Below are 18437 nucleotides of genomic sequence, written 5' to 3'. Positions count from 1 at the left end.
CGCGGACAGCCCTTAGCTCACGGCGAGCTTGGCGGCGAAGCCGAGGAACAGCACGCCCGCCGCGGAGGTGGCCCCGGCCGAGAGCCGCTTGCGGCGCCGGAAGGCGGCGGACAGCCGGGTGCCGCCGAAGATCAGCAGGGTCAGGTACAGGAAGCTGCCGAGCTGGAGCAGCACGCCCAGCAGGAGGAACGAGAGCGCCGGGTAGGCGTACGAGGGATCCACGAACTGCACGAAGAAGGAGACGAGGAACAGGATCGCCTTGGGGTTGAACAGGCTGATCAGCAGCGCCCGCCGGTACGGCCGCTCACCCTCGGCCGGGGCTGCGTCCGGGGCCGACGCCTCGGCCCGCTCGGCCCGCTCGGCCCGCGAACGCCACAGCGCCCACGCACCGCGCATCATCCCGACGGCGAGCCAGGTCAGGTACCCGGCGCCGAGCAGCTTGACGATGCCGAAGGCCACCGGACTGGCCTGGAGCAGCGCCCCCGCCCCGGCGGCGGCGAGCACCATCAGCACGGCGTCGCCGGTGAACACCCCGGCGGCGGCCTTGTAGCCGGTCCGCACGCCGCGGCGCGCCGCGACGGACAGCACGTACAGCGAGTTCGGCCCCGGCAGCAAAATGATCAGTATGAGCCCGACGAGATAGGTCGGCAGATCGGTGACACCCAGCATGAGCAGGAGTGTCCCATAGGGATGCACCTGTCGTGGCTCGATTTCACCATGTGGAATCCGCCGGTTCGTACGTCCCCCACACCTCCCGCAGGGCGTTGCAGACCTCGCCCACCGTGGCGCGGGCGCGCAGGGCCTCCTTCATCGGGTAGAGGACGTTCGCCGTGCCGGCCGCCGCCTCGCGGAGCGCGGCCAACGCCGTCGACAACGCCTCCGCGTCGCGGCCCGCGCGCAGGGCGGCCAGCGCCTGCCGCTGGCGGTTCTCGATCGCCGGGTCGACGCGGAGCGGCTCGTACCGCTCCTCCTGCTCCAGCGTGAACCGGTTGACCCCGACCACCACGCGCTCGCCGTCGTCCGTCTCCCGCGCGATGCGGTACGCGTTCCGCTCGATCTCCCCCTTCTGGAAGCCGGCCTCGATCGCGGCCACCGCCCCGCCCAGGTCCTCGACGCGTCGCATCAGCGCGAGCGCCGCCGCCTCGACCTCGTCCGTCATCCGCTCCACCGCGTACGACCCGGCGAAGGGGTCGACGGTGTGCGGCACGTCCGTCTCGTACGCCAGCACCTGCTGCGTCCGCAGCGCCAGCCGCGCCGATTTCTCCGTCGGCAGGGCGATCGCCTCGTCGAAGGAGTTGGTGTGCAGCGACTGCGTGCCGCCCAGCACCGCCCCGAGCGCCTGCACGGCCACCCGGACGAGATTCAGCTCCGGCTGCTGCGCCGTCAGCTGGACCCCCGCCGTCTGGGTGTGGAAGCGCAGCATCAGCGACTTCGGGTTCCGGGCCCCGAACTCCTCGCGCATGACCCGGGCCCAGATCCGCCGTGCGGCCCGGAACTTCGCGACCTCCTCCAGCAGCGTGGTGCGGGCGACGAAGAAGAAGGAGAGGCGCGGGGCAAATTCGTCGACCTCCATCCCGGCGGCCAGCGCGGTCCGTACGTACGCGATGCCGTCCGCCAGCGTGAAGCCGATCTCCTGCGCGGGCGAGGCCCCGGCCTCGGCCATGTGGTAGCCGGAGATGGAGATGGTGTTCCAGCGGGGGATCTCGGCCTTGCAGTACCGGAAGGTGTCGGCCGTCAGCCGCAGCGAGGGTTCGGGCGGGAAGATGTACGTGCCGCGCGCGATGTACTCCTTGAGCACGTCGTTCTGGACGGTCCCGGTCAGCTGCCCGCCGTCGATGCCGTGCTCCTCGGCGACCAGCTGGTACATCAGCAGCAGCAGCGCCGCGGGGGCGTTGATCGTCATGGACGTGGAGACCCGGTCGAGCGGGATCCCGTCGAACAGCACCCGCATGTCCTCGACCGAGTCGATCGCGACGCCGACCTTGCCGACCTCCCCGTGCGCGAGCGGCGCGTCGGAGTCGTGCCCCATCTGCGTCGGCAGGTCGAACGCGACGGACAGTCCGGTGCCGCCGCCGGCGATGAGCTGCCGGTACCGGGCGTTGGATTCGGCCGCGGTCCCGAACCCGGCGTACTGCCGCATCGTCCACGGCTTGCCGGTGTACATCGTCGGGTAGACCCCTCGCGTGTACGGATACGCCCCTGGTTCACCCAGTTTGCCCTCAGGATCCCACCCCGTCAGATCGCCGGGCCCGTAGACGGGTTCGATCGGAAATCCGCTCTCAGTACTCGCCATGTGACGAAGCCCTCCATAGAGCAAACGGCCCCGGGGCTGATAAAACCTCCCCGCGACGGCCCCGGCCGTCCCCTGACGGCCGCTGGTCACAATGGCGCAACATCCCTGGATCGTCTGCAACTCTCCACGCCCGCCAGGCATCACCTAGATACACGACGCATGAATCGGGGGACAACGATGCACCGCCAGAGAGTCATAGTCCGCACGCTCGGGGTGGCCACCGCCGTCGCGCTCGCCGCGACCGCCTGCGGGCCCCAGAAGACGGAGCCGGCCGGCTCCGCCTCTTCGGTTCCGTCCGCGTCCGCGGCGGGTTCCACCCCCGAGAGCTCCCCGTCGACGGACAACAAGCCCGCCGACGCCTCGCCCTCGCCTTCCGCCTCGCAGTCGGCCTCGCCGTCCGCGTCCCCCTCGCCCACGGTCAAGGCCGTCATGGCGAACGGCGACGAGAGCGAGCAGGTGCGCGAGCTCCAGGCCCGCCTGAAGCAGCTCAAGTACATGACGGTCGCACCCACCGGCTTCTACGGTTCGAAGACGACCACCGCGGTCAAGGCCTTCCAGGCGAAGAACGGCCTGACGGCGTCCGGTGCGGTCGACGAGGCCACCTGGAAGAAGATCCAGAGCCTCAGCAAGAAGCCCACCGACGACGAGCTGCGCCCGCCGACCGTCAACGAGGTCGACGCGCCGGACCCGCGCTGTATGACGGGCCGCGTCATGTGCATCAGCAAGGAGAGCCGCACGCTCGCCTGGATGATCGACGGCAAGATCGTCTCCACCATGGACGTCCGCTTCGGCTCCGAGAACACCCCGACCCGTGAGGGCGAGTTCAAGGTGGAGTGGAAGGCCAAGGACTGGACGTCGACCATCTACCACACGCCGATGCCGTACTCGATGTTCTTCAGCCAGGGTCAGGCGGTGCACTACTCCGCCGACTTCGCGGCCCGCGGGTACGCCGGCGCCTCGCACGGCTGCGTGAACGTCCGGGACAAGGGCAAGCTCGCGTCGCTGTTCGAGCAGGTGCACGTCGGCGACAAGGTCGTCGTCTATTGGTGATCCGGGTGACGCCGGTGGTCCCTGGGCGATTCCGGGGATCCCTGTCATCCCGGTGATCCCGGTGATCCGGTCGAAGAAGTAGAGGGCGCGGGCAGGGCCGGGGGAACGAACCCCGCCCGCGCCGGGTGCGCAGAGCCCAGGGGTACGGGGGGAACCCCGGCTCATGCGCGGCCGATGACCAGTCGGCTCGTTATGTACTGCGCCGCAGGTTCGAAAAGTGTTACAGCCCGTTCACGCCGCCGCTCGGAACCCGCTCGAGGAGTGTTCGCGGACCACCCGAAGGAACGCCTGACAGCTGTGGCGGCAGCCGTCAGCGCGGCGTGCGGGCCGATGCGGACGCGACCGGGCTCGCCGGGACGAACGTCGGGGCCTTGAGTGCGGGGCTCCCGTCGTCGGCCGTGCGCGGAACGGTCGGCGCGCCGCTCCGGATGGGCCCGTCGAGCAGCGCCTCGCAGAAGTGCGGGATGCGGGAGAGCCCTTGCGCCAGCTTCGAGAGCCGGTCCCGGCGGTCGGAGGTCATGTGACCCGACCGGTAGGCCTCGCACAGGTCCACCGCCTTGAGGCGGCTCTGCTTGTCCGTGTCCTTCAGCGAGGTGGTCCCGCCGGCGAAGGTGTCCTTGCCGTCCTTCGTGCCCGTGCCGCCCGCGTCTTCCTTGCCGGCGCTGCCGCCGGACGAGGTGCCGGGTCCGGTTCCGAATCCCTGTATCGCGCCCGCGCCCGCGTCCGCGCCCGGCGTCTGCGCCGTACCCGGGCTGGGCGCCGAGCCGTCGGTGCCGCGGAGCGGGGTGGGGCGCAGCTGCGGTGCGAGGGTCGGGCCCGCGGTGTCGCCGGCCGTCGTCGGGTTCTCGTCGGCGCTGAGGGAGACCGCCGGTGCGGGCCCCGCCGTGTCGTTCGTGTCCCGGTCCAGCAGACCGGCCCCGGCGGCGACCGCCAGGCTGCCGACGGCGACGCCCGCCAGGACGGCGACCAGGGCGAAGCGCCCCGGGCGGCCGCGCCGGGGCGCGGCGACGGTGAGGGGGAGGGCGGCCGTGCCGAGTTCCACGAGGGGCGTGGTGTCGGCGCCGACCGGTACGGACGTCCCGGCCATTGCGGACACCCCGGGCGCCGAAAGTCCCGCGGACACCCCGGGCGCCGAAGCCACCCCGGACGTCCCGCCCGCGACGGCCCCGCCGCGCGCCGCGCGGAAGGCGGCCACGGCGGCGGCCTCGCCGGGCAGTTCCACCCCGGCGTGCTGCTGCGGCGCGGCCAGCATCTCGAGAGCGGCCCGCAGCCGGGCCTCCGCTTCGCGGGCGCGCGGGTCGGCGCCAGGTGCGGCCGGGCCGCCGCGCAGCACTCGTTCCGCCGCGGCCTTGTCCAGCCACCTGTTGCGCTCGTCGGCCATCACATGTCCTTCTGCGTCCGCCAACGTGAATGCGTCACACCGGTTTGCTCTACGAGGCCACTGCCCCGGCCACGCTGAGCGGGTACGGCGTCGAGATCCCTCCCGCCCCTGCCGTCCCGCGCCTGGCCACCGGCATTATGGCCGACCGGGCCCGCCGGATCCGACCCCGGATCCAGGTCCGGCTCGAAGCCGCCCTCCTGGCCGAGCAGCTCGGCCAGTTTCTTCAGGCCCCGATGGGCTGCCGTGCGTACCGCGCCGGGGCGCTTGCCCAGGGTCTCGGCCGCGCTCTTGGCGTCCAGGCCGACCACGACGCGGAGCACCACGGCCTCGGCCTGGTCCTGCGGAAGCTGTGCGATCAGCGCCATGGTCCGGCCGGTCGACAGGGCCTCCATCGCCTCGCCGGCGGTGTCGCTGTCGGCGGCACGGCCCGTCAGTTCGGTCTCGTCACCGCCGATGGCGGGGCGGCGCCCGCGCATGCGGATGTGGTCGAGGGCCCGGTTGCGGCCGATCCGGGCGGCCCAGCCGCGGAAGCGGTCGGCGTCGCCGGTGAAGGAGTCGAGGTCGCGGGCGATCTGCAGCCAGGCCTCGGAGGTCACGTCCTCGGCGTCGGCGTCCCCGACGAGCGTGCGTACGTAACCGAGCAGGCGTGGGTGCACGGCGCGGTACACAGCACGGAATCCGCTCTCGTCGCCGCCCTGCGCCGCGAGCACCGCGGCGGTCAGCTCCGCGTCGTCCCCCAGCAAAGTCCCCAACCCGTTCACTGTCCTGTACGTGTGGCGCAAATCAGCACGTTACGGCTTTCAAGTACCTTCGTCCACGTGGTGTACGGGGAGCAACCAATCGTGCGCGAAGCGGGGTGTGACACAAAACGCACTCGCGGCGCTGACAGAGGTACGGGCTTGTCGCACGAGCCCGTACGGACGGCGACCGGGGCCTCTCCTGTGGGGGGTGGCGGCCTCGGTCGCCTTCCTCATCTCCCGCCGCCCCTTCCTGCACCGCCGCTGCTCCCGGCCTTCCGGCGCGCCGCCCGTCATCACGTCATCCTTTCGGCTCACTTCCGGGTGAAAACCTCGGATGGGTACGACACACCCGGCCCGGCGTCGCTAGCGTGGCGGTACACCCGCGCCACGCCCCGAGGAGCCCCCCGCTGTCCAGCCACCTTCCGGCACAGGCCCGCGGCGGCTCCGATCCTTCTCACGGCTCCGGGCTGGCGCGGTTCAACGCCCTCTCCCCCGAAGCCGCCGAGGCCGTCCTGCTGCACTGCTGCGGGAGCCGGCGCTGGGCCCAGCGGGTGGCGACCCACCGCCCCTATCCGGATCCCGCCGCGCTGCTGGCCGCCGCCGACGAGGCCTCGTACGACCTCTCCCAAGCGGACCTGAGCGAGGCACTGGCCTCGGAGTTCCCGGTGGAGCTGGACCACGGGGCCTCGTACGCCGCGCTCCTGGCGCTCGACGCGGCCCATGCGGAGTACGAACGCAAATTCGGCCACGCCTTCGTGATCTGCCTGGACGGGCATCCGCCGGAGGAGCAGGCGGACCAGCTGCTGACCGCGATCCGGCGGCGGATGGAGCTCGAGGCGGACGAGGAGCGGTCGATCTCGGCGGACGAGCTGCGCCGCCTCGCCCAGGTCCGGCTCGCCGACCTGACACATTGGCTGACCTCGCCGGACGGGGTTTCTGCCGCGGATTCCGGGCTATTCGCCCCTGTGGGATAGTCCGTCCGTGCCTGTTTGATCACACCGATGGACCCGGCGCGAGGGAACCGACAAAGCGTCGCTACGATGTCCGGGGCCGGAGGACCGTACCCGGCCGGGCCCGACCGACAAAGAAGCCGGCTGGCCCCCGCCCCGCTTCCGGAGGGTTTTCCGTGCCGGCTGGAACGTTGTACCGCGGCCGGGAAGGAATGTGGTCCTGGGTGGCTCATCGAGTCACCGGCGTCCTCATCTTCTTCTTCCTGTTCGTACACGTCCTCGACACCGCTCTCGTCCGCGTCTCCCCCGAGGCGTACGACGATGTCGTGGCTACCTACAAGACTCCGATCGTCGCGCTGATGGAGTACGGCCTCGTGGCCGCCATCCTGTTCCACGCGCTCAACGGTCTCCGTGTGATCGCCGTGGACTTCTGGTCCAAGGGTCCCCGTCTCCAGAAGCAGATGCTCTGGGGCGTGATGATCGTCTGGATCATCCTGATGGCCGGGGCCCTGTACCCCGTCCTCGGTCACGCAGCTGCTGAACTGTTCGGGAAGTGACACGCGCCATGTCTTCGAACAACACGGTTTCTGACACTTCTTCCGCCCAGGCCATCGGCGACGTGGAGGGCGTGAGCCTCTACGACGTCGACAACCCGGCGCCGTACATCGAGGCCCCGCGCAAGCGCACGGGCAAGACCCCGCGCTCGACCCGCGGCAACTTCGAGATGGCCGCGTGGCTCTTCATGCGCCTCTCGGGCGTCGTCCTCGTCGTCCTGGTCATCGGCCACCTCCTCATCCAGCTGGTGCTGGACGGCGGCGTCTCCAAGGTCGGCTTCGCCTTCGTGGCCGGCCGCTGGGCGTCCCCGTTCTGGCAGGTCTGGGACCTGCTGATGCTGTGGCTGGCCATGCTGCACGGCGCCAACGGCCTGCGTACCGTCATCAACGACTACGCGGAGCGCGCCAACACGCGGCTGTGGCTGAAGGGCCTGCTCTACACCGCCACGGTGTTCACCATCCTTCTGGGCACGCTGGTGATCTTCACCTTCGACCCGAACATCCGCTAGGCAACGGGGCTGAGGCGAATCCAATGAAGATCCACAAGTACGACACCGTCATCGTCGGCGCAGGTGGCGCCGGCATGCGCGCCGCCATCGAGTCGACGAAGCGCAGCCGCACCGCGGTGCTGACCAAGCTCTACCCCACCCGCTCCCACACGGGTGCCGCGCAGGGCGGCATGGCCGCCGCGCTGGCGAACGTGGAAGAGGACAACTGGGAGTGGCACACCTTCGACACGGTCAAGGGCGGTGACTACCTGGTCGACCAGGACGCCGCCGAGATCCTGGCGAAGGAGGCCATCGACGCGGTCCTCGACCTGGAGAAGATGGGCCTGCCGTTCAACCGCACCCCGGACGGCACCATCGACCAGCGCCGCTTCGGCGGCCACTCGCGCAACCACGGCGAGGCCCCGGTCCGCCGGTCCTGCTACGCCGCGGACCGCACGGGCCACATGATCCTCCAGACGCTGTACCAGAACTGCGTCAAGGAGGGCGTGGAGTTCTTCAACGAGTTCTACGTCCTGGACCAGCTCCTGGTCGAGGAGGACGGCGTCAAGAAGTCGGCCGGTGTGGTCGCGTACGAGCTCGCCACCGGCGAGATCCACGTGTTCCAGGCGAAGGCCGTCATCTACGCCTCCGGCGGCACCGGCAAGTTCTTCAAGGTGACCTCCAACGCGCACACCCTCACGGGTGACGGCCAGGCGGCCTGCTACCGCCGCGGCCTGCCGCTCGAGGACATGGAGTTCTTCCAGTTCCACCCGACGGGCATCTGGCGCATGGGCATCCTGCTGACGGAGGGCGCCCGCGGTGAGGGCGGCATCCTCCGCAACAAGGACGGCGAGCGCTTCATGGAGAAGTACGCGCCGGTCATGAAGGACCTCGCGTCCCGTGACGTCGTCTCGCGCTCCATCTACACGGAGATCCGCGAGGGCCGCGGCTGCGGCCCCGCCGGCGACCACGTGTACCTGGACCTGACGCACCTCCCGCCGGAGCAGCTGGACGCGAAGCTCCCGGACATCACGGAGTTCGCGCGTACGTACCTGGGCATCGAGCCGTACACGGACCCGATCCCGATCCAGCCCACCGCGCACTACGCCATGGGCGGCATCCCGACGAACGTCGAGGGTGAGGTCCTCAGCGACAACACCACCGTCGTCCCGGGCCTGTACGCGGCCGGCGAGGTCGCCTGCGTCTCCGTGCACGGCGCCAACCGCCTCGGCACCAACTCGCTGCTGGACATCAACGTGTTCGGCAAGCGCTCCGGTATCGCCGCGGCGAAGTACTCGCAGGAGAACGACTACGTCGAGCTCCCCGAGAACCCGGCGCAGCAGGTCGTCGACCTGGTCGAGCACCTGCGCAACTCCACGGGCAAGGAGCGGGTCGCCGACCTGCGCCTGGAGCTCCAGGAGACGATGGACGCCTGCGTGATGGTGTTCCGTACGGAGCAGACCATCAAGACCGCGGTCGAGAAGATCGCGGAGCTGCGCGAGCGCTACAAGAACGTGTCCGTCCAGGACAAGGGCAAGCGCTTCAACACGGACCTGCTGGAAGCCATCGAGCTGGGCAACCTGCTCGACCTGGCCGAGGTCATGGCCGTGTCCGCACTGGCGCGCAAGGAGTCCCGCGGCGGTCACTACCGCGAGGACTACCCGAACCGCGACGACGTCAACTTCATGCGCCACACCATGGCGTACCGCGAGGTCGGAGCCGACGGCTCGGACTCGGTCCGGCTCGACTACAAGCCGGTCGTGACGACCCGCTACCAGCCGATGGAGCGTAAGTACTGATGGCTACCCCCACCCTGGACAAGATGGAAGAGGCGGCCGCGGCCTCCCCGTACATCACGGTCACGTTCCGGATCCGCCGCTACAACCCCGAGATCTCGGACGAGGCGCAGTGGCAGGACTTCCAGATCGAGATCGACCCGAAGGAGCGCGTGCTCGACGGTCTCCACAAGATCAAGTGGGACCTCGACGGCACGCTGACCTTCCGCCGGTCGTGCGCGCACGGCATCTGCGGCTCCGACGCGATGCGGATCAACGGCAAGAACAGGCTCGCCTGCAAGACGCTGATCAAGGACATCAACCCGGAGAAGCCGATCACCGTCGAGGCCATCAAGGGCCTCACGGTGATGAAGGACCTCGTCGTCGACATGGACCCCTTCTTCCAGGCGTACCGCGACGTCATGCCGTTCCTGGTCACCAAGGGCAACGAGCCGACGCGTGAGCGTCTGCAGTCGGCCGAGGACCGCGAGCGCTTCGACGACACGACGAAGTGCATCCTGTGCGCGGCGTGCACCTCGTCGTGCCCGGTGTTCTGGAACGACGGCCAGTACTTCGGCCCGGCGGCGATCGTCAACGCCCACCGCTTCATCTTCGACTCGCGTGACGAGGCCGGCGAGCAGCGGCTGGAGATCCTGAACGACAAGGACGGCGTGTGGCGCTGCCGCACGACCTTCAACTGCACCGATGCCTGCCCGCGCGGCATCGAGGTCACGAAGGCGATCCAGGAAGTCAAGCGCGCCCTGATCACGCGCCGCTTCTGACCGCTTCGCGGTCGCCCGTACGAGGGCCCCGCTCCCCGGATTCCGTTCCGGGGAGCGGGGTCCTCGCCGCGTTCACCCCCAGGGGTGGATACCGCCTGGATGAACCTTTCATCACACAGGCCGTCTGGTCCGAAGGCAGTACGGTCGTCGGCGTCGCTTGTACCCGAGTGTCGTCCGCACCCACACTGAGAGAAGGAGGTGCTTTCCATGTCCGCTCTCGCTCATGAGACCCCGTGCGACCCGGGACTCGATGAGGTCCTCTGGCAGGCCTGGAAGGCGATGGACCTTCCGGAGGGCTACCGGGCCGAGATCATCGAAGGGTCCATCGAGGTGTCTCCCACCGGCCGCCGCCGCCACACCGTGCTCGTCCACCGCTTGCGCAGGGCTCTGGAAGGCCGGCTCACAGACAGCGGCCTCGACGTCTACCAGGACGGCAACATCATCCGCGGCCGAAAGGTCTGCATCCCCGACCTGTTCGTGGGCCCGGAAGACCTGGACGAGATCCCTGACGAAGAGGGGCTCGGCGTGGACGCCACCCGCGTCCCCCTGGTCGCAGAAATCGTCTCCCCCGGCAAGGAGGCCCACCGCCGGGACCACATCCGCAAGCGCCGCTGGTACGCCCAGGCCGGGATTCCCGTGTACCTCGTCATCGACGACTTCGACGACGAGGGCACGGTGACCGTGTTCAGCGCCCCGGACCCGGAGAAGGGCACGTACGCCACCAAGACCAGCGTCGGATACGGCACTTCCGTCGTCATCCCCGACGGGCCCGCCAAGGGCCTCACGATCGGCGAGGAGCTGACCCGGGCCTGAGGATCAGGGTATGGGAGCGGGGGCGGCTGTGGAAAGATCGAGCGCATGAGCGACCAGCAGCCGAATCCGTACGCGAGTGACAACGGGGCTCCGGGGAGCCCTGGTTATGGCTATCCGCAGCCCTATCCGGGGGCCCCGGGCGGCGCCGGGTACGGGTATCCGGCCACTCCGCCCGCGCCGGGCTACCAGCCGACCGTCGGCGGCGCGGGCATCCCCGCCCAGGCGCAGCCCCCCGCCATGCCTCCCGTGATGCCGCCGGCGCAGCCCCCGGCCTACCAGGCCGCCCCGCAGGGCGCCGGCGGATCCGGCCTGGCCCTCGGCGACATCACCATCGCCGGGGACCAGATCATCACCCCCTCGGGCGCGATGCCGCTCAAGGGCGCGATGTGGAACGCCTCGGACTTCTCCCGCACCGAGACGAAGATCCCGGCGCACGCCATCGTGCTCGCGATCGTCTTCTTCCTGTTCTGCCTGCTCGGCCTGCTCTTCCTCCTCATGAAGGAGAAGACCACCACCGGCTACATCCAGGTCACCGTCACCAGCGGCGGCCGCCACCACTCCACGATGATCCCGGCGGTCGACGCGGGAACGTTCCCCTGGGTGATGAACCAGATCAACTACGCCCGTTCCCTCAGTATCTGACGGGTGATGGTCGGGTCGGTGATGCCGGCGTCGTCCGCCAGCATCATCGCCTTGCTGAGGATCAGGGCGAGCGTCCGGTCCCCCTCGAAGGGCAGGTAGCCGGTCTCCGTCCCGGGGGCCGCGCGCCCCGCCGGGACGATGCACAGGTACTGGTCGCCCGGGTCCATGAGGATGTTCCCCGACCCGAGGTGGATCCGGTACGTGCGCAGCTCGCCCCGCACGTGCAGGAACCGCCCCTCGATCCGGCACCGGTCGGCGACGGCCAGCCTCGGGACCAGCCGCTCCAGCAGGAGCCGGCGGGTCTCGGCGCTCTGGTTCAGCTCGCCGAAGCCGTACGAGGTCCAGTAGTCCCGGAAGCGGCCCGCGGGGCCGCCGTCCTGCCAGGCCGGGTCGTTGCCGACGCTGGCCACGCCGACGAACAGGTCGACGTCGCGCAGGACTTCGCTGAGTACGAGGGCGGGGACCCCGGCCAGCGGCAGCGGTTCGACCGGGTCCTCGCCGTCCCTGAGCCACATCGTGTACTCGCCGCCGCAGGCGTGCGCCGAGTTCTGCGGGGCGCCGATCGGGTAGAAGCGCACCTGGTCGGTGCGTAGCCGCAGGAAGCTGCCCGAGTCGGTGATGTCCTCGTAGCGGTCGTCCCCGGTGTCGCCCTCGATCCAGTACTCGGCCCGCAGCCCCCACTGCGGCAGCTCGCGCACGGCGGGCGGCGCGGTGTCGTCCACGGCGAGGCGCAGCTTGTTGCGCCAGCCGCGGACGGCGGCCAGCGAGTGGAACTGGTGCTGGCGCAGGAAGTGCGCGGCGAACCGGTTGGAGTACGTTCCCGTGCGGAGCTCGGCGTCGGTGAGCGGGTACACCTCGCGGTGGGCCTGTTTGAACGGCTGGGTGATGCCGTGCCGTTCGAGCCAGTCCTGCCAGGCCGCGACCTCGGCCGGCTCGCGGTCGATGGGATGCCAGAGGGTCACCTCGGCGCCCTCGGTGACGGGTCCGTCGGTGAGGGTGCGCGCCTCCCCGTCGGCGAAGCCGACCGGGGTGCCGTCCACCACCCACAGCAGGCGGCGGGCGAGGGTGCCGACCAGGGGGTGGTCGAGGTAGCGCTCGCGCCACTGCCCGTACGTCCAGGTGCGCCGGGCGAGGAACTGCCGGTCCAGCCGCTCGGCCTGCGCCCCGAGCATCTTGTCGATGTCCTTCACGGCCGCCTTGAGCTCCTTGAGCTCTTCGGCGTGGTCGCGGCGCACGGCCGCCGGCACGCCCTTGACCGCCTTGCCCGTGGCGCTGCGCCAGGAGAGCGCCGCCTTGGAGCCGCAGACCTCCACGAGGGCGGTGGTCCCGCCCAGTGCGTACTCGGCCCGCCCGACGCGCGTCAGCCCGTACGCAGGCACGGCGAGCTCCTCGATCTCCTCCCGGCCCAGCCCGAGCGCGGTGGCCCGCGCCTCCAGGGCGGAGTCCAGCATCTTGAGGGTGCCCTTGAACGTCACGCGGGTGGCGAGCCGGGCCAGTTCGGCGAGGGCGGCCTCGCTGTCGATGCGGGACAGGGCGGTGACTCCGGCGTTGGCCACCTTGGGGCCCCGCGGGCCGAGTCCTGCGACCTTGCGCAGCGAGCTCTCGACGAGCGCGCCGAGCGCCCGCGCGATGTCCGGGTGCGGGGGCAGGAAGGACAGCAGCCAGGCAAGTCCGCGCAGCGCGTTGGCGTTGTACGTGTCCCACACGTCGTTCGGGTTCGGCCCGTACCGCTCCTCGTCCAGGGCGAGGGTGCGGGGCGCGCCGACGAGCCGGAGCCAGCCGAGGAGCTGCTCGCGTACGGCGTCCTCCCCGGCCTCCTCGATCAGGGCCCGGCCGGCCTTCTCCCACTTGCCCGTGGGCTTGGCTGCGGTCGCGGTCACCGCGTGGGCGAGCAGGGCGTGCCAGTGGTTCCCGTCCGCCAGCGCCCGGTCCGCCCATGCCTCGCCGACGTTGAGGACGGGCTCCGTCAGCCGCGGCGCGAGCTCGACGACCGGCCGGTACCCGTACGCGACGAGGGCGCTGCGGCGCAGGGTGGCGACGGCGGCCGGCGGGATCGTGCGGCCCGCGTCGAGCTCGGCGAGGACCAGCTCCGCGGCCCATCCGTAGTAGTGGACCTGTCCCATCCGGCCGAGCTCGTCGAATTTGCCCTGCCGTTCGGCGGGGAGCGGGTCGCCCGCGGGCAGCTGCCGTCCGGCGGCGGCGATGAGGGCCAGCGCGTTCTCCCGGGCCGGGGAGTCCTCCGCGAGGGAGCGGAAGGTGTCGGCCAGCCGGTCCACGAGCCGCTGCCGGAACTCCACCGGCCGGGCGCGGACGGCGCCGATCAGCTCGGCCGCCTCCCCGTTGCCCCAGTGGCCGCTGTAATGGATGGCGGCCTTCAGCAGCGCGGTGGCAAGCTCTGGGGCGTTCTCCTCCTCCAGGGCGCGGTGGACGGCGTCGGCGTAGCCGTTGTTCCGGTTCCGGTTCCCGTTCCCGGCCATGTCAGCCACCCACCAGGGCGACGAGCTTCAGGAACGTGACCTCCGTGCCGAGGGGCAGGTCGACGACCTCGTCGAGATCGGTGACCTGGCGGTCCCCGACGAGTACGAGAAACCCGTTGCGCCCGAAGGCGGTGAGCGCGAGCCCGGCCTGTTCGTGGGCATCGGGCCGGCTTCTCTGCGGTACGAGGGCGGCGGCGCCCCGCTCGGCGACCTCCTGGAACACCCGCCGCCGGATCAGCTCGCGCAGCGCGAGCCGCTCCTCGGCCACCTCGAACTCCCAGCCGTCCCCCCGGCCGCCCGCTGTCGTCTCGTCGACGAAGGTCACCATTCCCATGACCAGGAGCGTAAGGGGGCCCTCTGACAGCGGATCGCCTGCCCGATATCCAGGGGCGGTTGGCCCGCGGGTCGGACAGGATGCCCTCATGACTCCCACGAACCCCGCGAACCCCCTCCTTGCCCATGACGTCGCCGGTCCGGCGGACGGCCCTGCGCTGGTCCTCCTGCACTCCTCCGTCTGCGACCGCCGGATGTGGGAGCCGCAGTGGGGCCCGCTGGCCGAGGCCGGGTACCGGGTCGTCCGGGCCGACTTCCGCACCTGCGGGGACTCGCCGCCGGCCGTCGCGCCCTACCGCGACGCGGACGACGTACTGGACCTGCTGGACTCCCTCGGCATCGAACGGGCCGCCTTCGCCGCGTCCTCGTACGGCGGCCGCGTCGCCCTGGGGATCGCGGCCCTGCACCCGGAGCGGGTGTCCGCACTGGCCCTGCTCTGCTCCGCCGTTCCCGCGCAGCAGCGCGGCCCGGCCCTCCAGAAGGTCTCCGACGCGGAGGACGCGCTGCTCGAGGCGGGGGACATCGCGGGGGCGGTGGAGCTGATGGTGGACACCTGGCTCGGCCCGTCGGCGGACGAGGAGGCCCGCGCGCTCGTACGGACCATGCAGCGCCGCATCTTCGACGTGGCGCTGACCGTGGAGGACGGCCACGAGCTCCCGGAGCACGAGATCGACCTGGCGGCCGTCGCCGCTCCGACCCTCGCGATCGGCGGCGCCCACGACGTCGAGGACTTCCGCGACATCGCCGCCGACCTCGCGCACCGCATCCCCGGCGCCCGCCACCTGGAACTCCCCTGGGCGGGCCACCTCCCGTCCCTGGAACGCCCGCAGGACACCACGGCCCTGCTGCTGGACTTCCTGCGGTGATGCCGGCCTGGATCGCCGAAGTGGCCACCGAGCCGCTCGTACTGGACCCCGCGGACCGGGCGGCGGAACGGGAGACCAACACCTGGTGGCTGGGCCCCGGGCCCGATGACCGGTCCCTCTCCGCCGCGGAGGTGACCGCCGCCTTCGAGCGCACCGCCGCCGCCCTCGGCACCCGGGTCCGCGAGCTCGGCCACCGCGGGCCCGCCACCTTCTACGTCTGGCACGACGAGCAGGCCGGGCAGCTGCGCTGCTCCACCGCATCCCTGCCCGCGCACGCGCTCCCCTTCGGCGGCGCGTACGCACTGACCGACGACCTCGTCCCGATCGTCGAGGCCTACCTGTCCGATGAGACTCCGGGTGTCCTCCCGTGGACCGGACTCCACGAGCCGGAGCCGGACGAAGCCCCGCACCCACCCGCGCCGCCCCTCCTCGTCTGGGCCCGCGCCCTGGGCGCGCGCCCGCAGGGTCCCGGCGCCGGGTGACCGGTCACTGCTGGCAGCGGCCGAACGTCACGACGTAGGTGCCGGCCTGGCTCGCGCCGGCTCCGGCGCGGTCCGCCGCGCCCGGCTGGGCCCAGGCGCCGATCTCCCGCATCGACGGGTCGAGGACGATCTGCCGGTGGCCGTACGTGCTGACGTTCACCCACCAGTTGACCGCGGCGTTCGGGGTCCCCGAGCCGCCCCAGCCCGTGTACGTGATCTCGGCGTAGCCCCACGACCTGGGGTTCGGGCAGTAGCCCGCGGCCGTGATCCGGGTCCCCGGTGTCGAACCGGTCTGCGGGTTGGTGTGCGAATCCCTGCCCGGCCCCCACCACTTCAGCTGCACGGCGGCGGCGGAGTGCTGCTGCGCCGCATTCGTCAGGGCCTGGTTCACGGTGAGGGCCGGCAGCCCCCGCTGCGTGCGCTGGGCGTTGATGAGGCAGATCACCGCGTTCCGCGCGGCGCTGTCGTTGCTGCTGGTCGGGGCCCGGGCGGCGGCCGCGGCGTCGCACGTGGCGGCCGTCGCCGGCGCCGCCGAGACCGGTACGAGTGCGGCCGACAGGATTCCGGCCACGGCCAGGGTCCGTGCGGTTCGGATGAGTGAAGCGTGCCTGTTCAAGGAGGTCCACCTCCCCTTTCGCGCCCCCGCCCCTCCAGGCTGCCACCGGCCCCGCCGTCCCGCCATCCGGGCACCGCCGCAGGCGCACGGCCCGGCGCATCGACACCGGCCCCGCCCGGCGGGACCATACCCCCCGTGACGAGGCACTCGCACTCCAAGAGCACGTATCCGGACCACAGTTCCCACCACCTCGGGCGGCGGACGTTCCTCACCGCCATGGGCACCGCCGCAGCCACCTTCGCCACCGGCATCCCCGCGCACGCCAGCGACCACGCGCGCGACGCCGCCTCCGCCGTCGAGTACGTCGACGTCCAGCTCCTCAACATCACCGACCTGCACGGCTACCTCCAGGCCGCCCCCGGCAGCAACGCCACCATCAGCGGGAACGGGGGCCGTACCTACACCGTCGGCGGCGTCGCCTACATGGGTGCCCACCTCGCCCGCCTCCGCGACGGCCGGCTGAACTCGCTCTTCTTCACCCCCGGAGACGCCTTCTCCGGCTGGGAGTTCGACGCCGCCGCCTTCGCCGACGAGCCGACCGTCGAGGCCCTGGGCCGCATGGGCCTCGACTTCGCGACCGCCGGGAACCACGAGTTCGACAAGTCCCCGGCCTTCCTCCAACGGCACATGGAGCAGGGCGTCCCCTTCCCCGTCGAGGGCCGCGATGCCACCTTCACCGACTCCTCCGGCGCCCGCTTCCACGGCTCCGGCTTCCGCTACTACAGCGCCAACGTCGTCTGGGAGGCCGACCAGCGCACCGTCCTGCCCGCGTACAGCATCGAGAAGGTCCGTACCGCCGCCGGCCAGGAGCTGCAGATCGGCTTCATCCACCTCACCGCCCTCGGCACCGAGCTGTTCCCCGGCTCCTACCAGCCCGGCCTCGCCACCCTCGACGAGGTGGCCACCGCCGACCGGTACGCGGCGCTGCTCAAGGCCCAGGGTGTCAACGCGATCGTGCTGAGCATGCATGACGGGGCGGTCGCGGGCGGCGACTTCAACAGCGGCACCGACCCGTCCGGCCCGGCCCTCGACCTGGCGCTGCGCGTCTCCCCCGACATCGACGCCATCGTCACCGGCCACTGGCACACCCGGTTCAACATGATGGTCCCGGACCCGGACGGCGTCCCCCGCCCCTTCGTCGAGGCCGGCTGCTACGGCCAGCTCATCAACGAGATCAACCTCCGCCTCGACCCGGCCACCGGCAAGGTGATCCGCGAGCTGACCGTCTCGACGAACCACCCCAACACCCGTGACGTCACCCCCGATCCGGCCCTCAAGGAGGTCGTCGACTACTGGGCCGGCCAGGCCGCGGCGCGCGACACCACCCGCATCGGCAAGCAGACCGGATCGTTCGTGCGCACGCGGAACACCGCGGGCGAGAGCACCATGGGCGACCTGGTCGCCGACTGGGCGCTGTGGGCGGGCCGCAGGCCGACCGACCCGGAGAACGACGCCAACGTCCATCCCAACGTCCCGGCCCAGCTCGCCCTGGTGGCGGCGGCACCACGGGTCGGCCAGGCCGTCATCGCGGGCGACCTGGTCCGCGACACGGCCTCGGGTGGCGCCGTCACGTTCGGCCGGGCCTGGAAGGCCGTCGGCTTCGGCGACCCGATCGTCAGCGCGACGGTGACCGGGCAGCAGATCCACGACGCCCTCGAGCAGCAGTGGACGATCGCAGCGAGCGGGGAGCTGCTGTTCGCACCCTTGGCCGTCTCCGGGAACGTCCGCTACACCTTCAACGCCCTGGGCAGGGCCGGCGACCGCGTGAACCCGGCGGACGTGTTCATCGACGGCGCCGCGCTCAGCCTCACCGGCACCTACCGCCTCGCGTCCCCCTCGTACACGTTCCTGGCGAACGACGGCTACGGCGCACTCACCGGCTTCCAGGCGCCGTACCGCCACCAGCGCGACTTCGAGAGCTTCGTCGCGTACGTCCGCGAGACGCAGACCCTGACCCCCGCCCCTCTGAACCGCGTCACCGCCGCCAACACCACCCGCCGCGGCGCCGACGTCGGCATCGTCCTGGAACCCGCCCCCCTCCTCCTCCCCGACGGCACCCCCGTGCCCCGCCCCGAGGCCGCGATCGTCTCGGCGGACCGCCCCCACACCGACCGCAACGGCCTCCGGCCGCCCTGCTGATCCACCCGCGCTCCCCTGAGGCCCCGGATCTGCCGGAAAAGGGGACCGGGGCGTGA

At 71.3% G+C, this 18437-nt stretch carries 18 protein-coding genes; 11 read left to right on the top strand and 7 right to left on the bottom strand.

Annotated elements, in window-relative coordinates:
* Positions 1 to 12 precede the first annotated feature (12 nt).
* Both leuE and ACZ5WG_RS00205 read right to left on the bottom strand, forming a co-directional pair.
* A complete protein-coding gene (gene leuE, locus ACZ5WG_RS00210; protein WP_468719529.1) occupies positions 13 to 669 on the bottom strand; it encodes a leucine efflux protein LeuE in 657 nt (218 codons plus the stop codon).
* A gap of 43 nt (positions 670 to 712) precedes the next feature.
* Entirely contained in the window at positions 713 to 2293 is a 1581-nt protein-coding gene (locus ACZ5WG_RS00205) for an acyl-CoA mutase large subunit family protein (RefSeq protein ID WP_468719527.1), read from the bottom strand.
* Between the two features lie 177 nt (positions 2294 to 2470).
* Here ACZ5WG_RS00205 and ACZ5WG_RS00200 point away from each other — a divergent pair, with 177 nt between their 5' ends.
* The gene (locus ACZ5WG_RS00200) at positions 2471 to 3343 is read left to right on the top strand and encodes a L,D-transpeptidase family protein (protein WP_468719525.1); all 873 of its coding nucleotides are present in this window, start codon (positions 2471 to 2473) and stop codon (positions 3341 to 3343) included.
* A 310-nt stretch (positions 3344 to 3653) separates the two neighbouring features.
* Here the strand turns inward: ACZ5WG_RS00200 and ACZ5WG_RS00195 are convergent, their stop codons facing one another.
* Complete coding sequence (locus ACZ5WG_RS00195; RefSeq protein WP_468719524.1) at positions 3654 to 4724, bottom strand: serine/threonine-protein kinase; 1071 nt, start codon at positions 4722 to 4724, stop codon at positions 3654 to 3656.
* Complete coding sequence (locus ACZ5WG_RS00190) at positions 4724 to 5467, bottom strand: RNA polymerase sigma factor (protein ID WP_468720455.1); 744 nt, start codon at positions 5465 to 5467, stop codon at positions 4724 to 4726. Before ACZ5WG_RS00190 ends, ACZ5WG_RS00195 begins: the two co-directional genes overlap by 1 nt.
* 365 nt (positions 5468 to 5832) lie before the next feature.
* On the opposite strand from ACZ5WG_RS00190, the gene ACZ5WG_RS00185 reads away from it, so the two are divergent.
* From ACZ5WG_RS00185 to ACZ5WG_RS00155, 7 genes are all read left to right on the top strand, one after another.
* Positions 5833 to 6438 (top strand): 2-oxo-4-hydroxy-4-carboxy-5-ureidoimidazoline decarboxylase, encoded by a 606-nt coding sequence (locus tag ACZ5WG_RS00185; RefSeq protein WP_468719523.1) that lies wholly within the window; start codon positions 5833 to 5835, stop codon positions 6436 to 6438.
* Positions 6439 to 6590: 152 nt separating this feature from the next.
* Positions 6591 to 6971, top strand: a complete 381-nt coding sequence (gene sdhC / locus ACZ5WG_RS00180; protein ID WP_078987295.1) for a succinate dehydrogenase, cytochrome b556 subunit — start codon at positions 6591 to 6593, stop codon at positions 6969 to 6971.
* Between the two features lie 8 nt (positions 6972 to 6979).
* Positions 6980 to 7477 carry a succinate dehydrogenase hydrophobic membrane anchor subunit gene (locus ACZ5WG_RS00175; protein WP_468719521.1) on the top strand — a complete coding sequence of 166 codons (498 nt, stop codon included), beginning with the start codon at positions 6980 to 6982 and terminating at the stop codon, positions 7475 to 7477.
* Positions 7478 to 7500: 23 nt separating this feature from the next.
* The gene (gene sdhA / locus ACZ5WG_RS00170) at positions 7501 to 9255 is read left to right on the top strand and encodes a succinate dehydrogenase flavoprotein subunit (RefSeq protein ID WP_030865239.1); all 1755 of its coding nucleotides are present in this window, start codon (positions 7501 to 7503) and stop codon (positions 9253 to 9255) included.
* Positions 9255 to 10013 carry a succinate dehydrogenase iron-sulfur subunit gene (locus ACZ5WG_RS00165; RefSeq protein WP_468719520.1) on the top strand — a complete coding sequence of 253 codons (759 nt, stop codon included), beginning with the start codon at positions 9255 to 9257 and terminating at the stop codon, positions 10011 to 10013. Before sdhA ends, ACZ5WG_RS00165 begins: the two co-directional genes overlap by 1 nt.
* Positions 10014 to 10220: 207 nt before the next feature.
* Entirely contained in the window at positions 10221 to 10826 is a 606-nt protein-coding gene (locus tag ACZ5WG_RS00160) for a Uma2 family endonuclease (protein WP_468719519.1), read from the top strand.
* A gap of 45 nt (positions 10827 to 10871) precedes the next feature.
* The gene (locus tag ACZ5WG_RS00155) at positions 10872 to 11468 is read left to right on the top strand and encodes a hypothetical protein (RefSeq protein ID WP_468719518.1); all 597 of its coding nucleotides are present in this window, start codon (positions 10872 to 10874) and stop codon (positions 11466 to 11468) included.
* Here ACZ5WG_RS00155 and ACZ5WG_RS00150 read toward each other — a convergent pair.
* Positions 11444 to 13945, bottom strand: coding sequence for a DUF4132 domain-containing protein (locus ACZ5WG_RS00150; RefSeq protein WP_468719517.1), 2502 nt, complete (start codon positions 13943 to 13945; stop codon positions 11444 to 11446). The two genes, ACZ5WG_RS00155 and ACZ5WG_RS00150, sit on opposite strands and share 25 nt — an antisense overlap.
* A 1-nt stretch (position 13946) precedes the next feature.
* A complete protein-coding gene (locus tag ACZ5WG_RS00145; protein WP_468719516.1) occupies positions 13947 to 14279 on the bottom strand; it encodes a hypothetical protein in 333 nt (110 codons plus the stop codon).
* 88 nt (positions 14280 to 14367) lie between these two features.
* Here ACZ5WG_RS00145 and ACZ5WG_RS00140 point away from each other — a divergent pair, with 88 nt between their 5' ends.
* Positions 14368 to 15144: an alpha/beta fold hydrolase gene (locus tag ACZ5WG_RS00140; protein ID WP_468719514.1), complete on the top strand. Its 777-nt coding sequence runs from the start codon at positions 14368 to 14370 to the stop codon at positions 15142 to 15144.
* Positions 15144 to 15626 carry a hypothetical protein gene (locus ACZ5WG_RS00135; RefSeq protein ID WP_468719513.1) on the top strand — a complete coding sequence of 161 codons (483 nt, stop codon included), beginning with the start codon at positions 15144 to 15146 and terminating at the stop codon, positions 15624 to 15626. The genes ACZ5WG_RS00140 and ACZ5WG_RS00135 overlap by 1 nt, the downstream gene beginning before the upstream one ends.
* Before the next feature lie 4 nt (positions 15627 to 15630).
* On the opposite strand, the gene ACZ5WG_RS00130 is transcribed toward ACZ5WG_RS00135, so the two are convergent.
* The gene (locus ACZ5WG_RS00130) at positions 15631 to 16197 is read right to left on the bottom strand and encodes a CAP domain-containing protein (protein ID WP_468719511.1); all 567 of its coding nucleotides are present in this window, start codon (positions 16195 to 16197) and stop codon (positions 15631 to 15633) included.
* Positions 16198 to 16458: 261 nt separating this feature from the next.
* On the opposite strand from ACZ5WG_RS00130, the gene ACZ5WG_RS00125 reads away from it, so the two are divergent.
* Positions 16459 to 18381 (top strand): bifunctional metallophosphatase/5'-nucleotidase, encoded by a 1923-nt coding sequence (locus ACZ5WG_RS00125; protein WP_468720453.1) that lies wholly within the window; start codon positions 16459 to 16461, stop codon positions 18379 to 18381.
* The last annotated feature ends 56 nt before the right edge of the window (positions 18382 to 18437 follow it).

The organism is Streptomyces sp. NPDC032745 (assembly GCF_055579465.1).
Note: the sequence above shows the minus strand (reverse complement) of the source record. Positions and strands in the feature narration are given on the sequence as shown.